Raw genomic sequence first — 1,716 nt, 5'->3', positions numbered from 1 at the left:
AGCTTGCACCATGGGTATGTCTCCTTCGTCGGTTCGTCCCCCGATTGAACTCACGGGACCAGGATGCTGGCCACGAGCGTAGCGGACGCCGGTGCCCGAAGCAGTACGAACCGACCACGTCGCATGGCTCGTTGTGACCACTGGGGCGAACGGTGCCCGGAACGGCCTCAGTCGACGCCCGTGACCACCGACTGGACCTCGCCGACCGTCAGCGACTGCGGTGCAGCGGCGCGGCTGATGGGCGTCGGAAGCGTGATGGGATCACCGGTGGGCACGATGATCCGCACGTCGTACCCCACGGTGACGCTGACGTCGTAGTCGCCCGACCGCGCATAGACGTGCTCGACCGCTCCGGACTGACCGACCGACGCGTTGCGCACGCCCACGCCGGTGTCGGAGCCGCCGTCGCCGAACCTCCACGTCGCGTCACCGGGTGTGAACTCGACCGGGATCGTGAAGCCCAGCAGTTCGACGTTCACCGTGGCCGGAGCCACCTGGGCCGCGAAGTTGGTGGGCACGTTGACGTAGGACTTCGCCGCCGGCTCGATCACGAACGTCGGGCGGGGCGCCCTGGCGCGGGCCTGGTCCATGATCTGCTCGACCGTGATCGTGGGCGGCTCGGCCTCGCTCGGGTCGGCCGCGCCCCGGCAGACGACGCCGCCGCGCGAGAAGCCGTCCTCGGTGGCCACGTTGTCGGCGTTCATCGGGCGCTCGAAGACCCACCAGCGGCGGTCCTCCGGATCGGGACAGGTGCTGACCGCGCCCATGCACATGTCGTCGTCCATCTCGTACTCGCGCATGCCCCGCCCCGTGGCACGGACCAGGTTGGCGGGGCAGTACGGCACGAGGACGCGCTGCGTCCAGGGCCCGGGGACGAAGATGCGGGTGCCGCCGATGCCGCCCGTGGTGGTCTCGGTGGTCTCCGTGCCGTCGACGATGACGTCGCCCTTTCCGTCCTCCTTGCCGCCGTAGTCACCGGCGTGGGCGAACGCACCCGATCCGAGGATCAGCACGGTCACGAGGGCGACGAGCAGGCCGCCCCGACGCGGGGCGCTCATCCGAGGTCGTAGGTCAACAGTTGCCACTGGTCGTCCTTCCAGAGGATGTTGGTCTTGAAGGGCAGGTCCTTCGCGGCCGAGATCGTGTCGGTCTTCTTGCCGGAGTCCTTGAGGACGGAGACGCCCTTGGGGATGTCCAGCGCCAGCTGGACCTGGTAGAACACGTCGTCGTTGACGGTGGGTGCGTCCACGAGCTCGTGCCGGGCCGGACCCGAGCTGATCGTCAGCTCCTTGATCTTGCCGGCGTCGTAGTTGTCGGCCCAGTCCTTGCAGCCGCTGCAGGTGCTCATGTCGGCGATGGACGTGAGGGCCGGGGCGTCGCCGGTGGCCATGACGTACAGCACCGTGTCGGCGGCGAACTCGGCGAACGCCTGCGCGCCCTCGGCGCCCTTCTCGTCCTGCGGCCGCTCGGGCTTTGCGTCGGCGGACCAGCTCGGCGTCGCGCTGGGCGACGGCGACGCACTCGTGGTGGCGTCGGCCGTCGGCAGGTCGGACTCGTCGTCACCGCCGCACGCGGCGGTGCCCAGACCGAGCATCAGCACGACGGCGGCCGTGGTGAGCGTCTTGCGCATCGAGAACTCCTTCAACGACTACTCCGGCACGTCAGCGGGGCGACTGCAAGGGCGTCAGCACGGGGTGCTGATCGGCTTCCTTGGCG

General features: G+C 69.4%; 2 protein-coding genes. Both read right to left on the bottom strand.

The window, feature by feature from the left end; translation table 11 throughout:
- Window positions 1-167 precede the first annotated feature (167 nt).
- Complete coding sequence (locus AFL01nite_RS15205; protein ID WP_146828887.1) at window positions 168-1,058, bottom strand: PKD domain-containing protein; 891 nt, start codon at window positions 1,056-1,058, stop codon at window positions 168-170.
- Entirely contained in the window at window positions 1,055-1,630 is a 576-nt protein-coding gene (locus tag AFL01nite_RS15200) for a DUF6318 family protein (RefSeq protein ID WP_146828885.1), read from the bottom strand. The genes AFL01nite_RS15205 and AFL01nite_RS15200 overlap by 4 nt, the downstream gene beginning before the upstream one ends.
- Window positions 1,631-1,716: the final 86 nt, after the last annotated feature.

Origin of the sequence: Aeromicrobium flavum (genome assembly GCF_007992115.1) — a bacterium.
GTDB lineage: Bacteria > Actinomycetota > Actinomycetes > Propionibacteriales > Nocardioidaceae > Aeromicrobium > Aeromicrobium flavum.
Note: the sequence above shows the minus strand (reverse complement) of the source record. Positions and strands in the feature narration are given on the sequence as shown.

Bases quoted from the DNA above. Each gene is read 5' to 3' on its own strand.
- AFL01nite_RS15205 (WP_146828887.1), bottom strand. From the start codon at position 1,058: ATGAGCGCCCCGCGTCGGGGCGGCCTGCTCGTCGCCCTCGTGACCGTG.
- AFL01nite_RS15200 (WP_146828885.1), bottom strand. From the start codon at position 1,630: ATGCGCAAGACGCTCACCACGGCCGCCGTCGTGCTGATGCTCGGTCTG.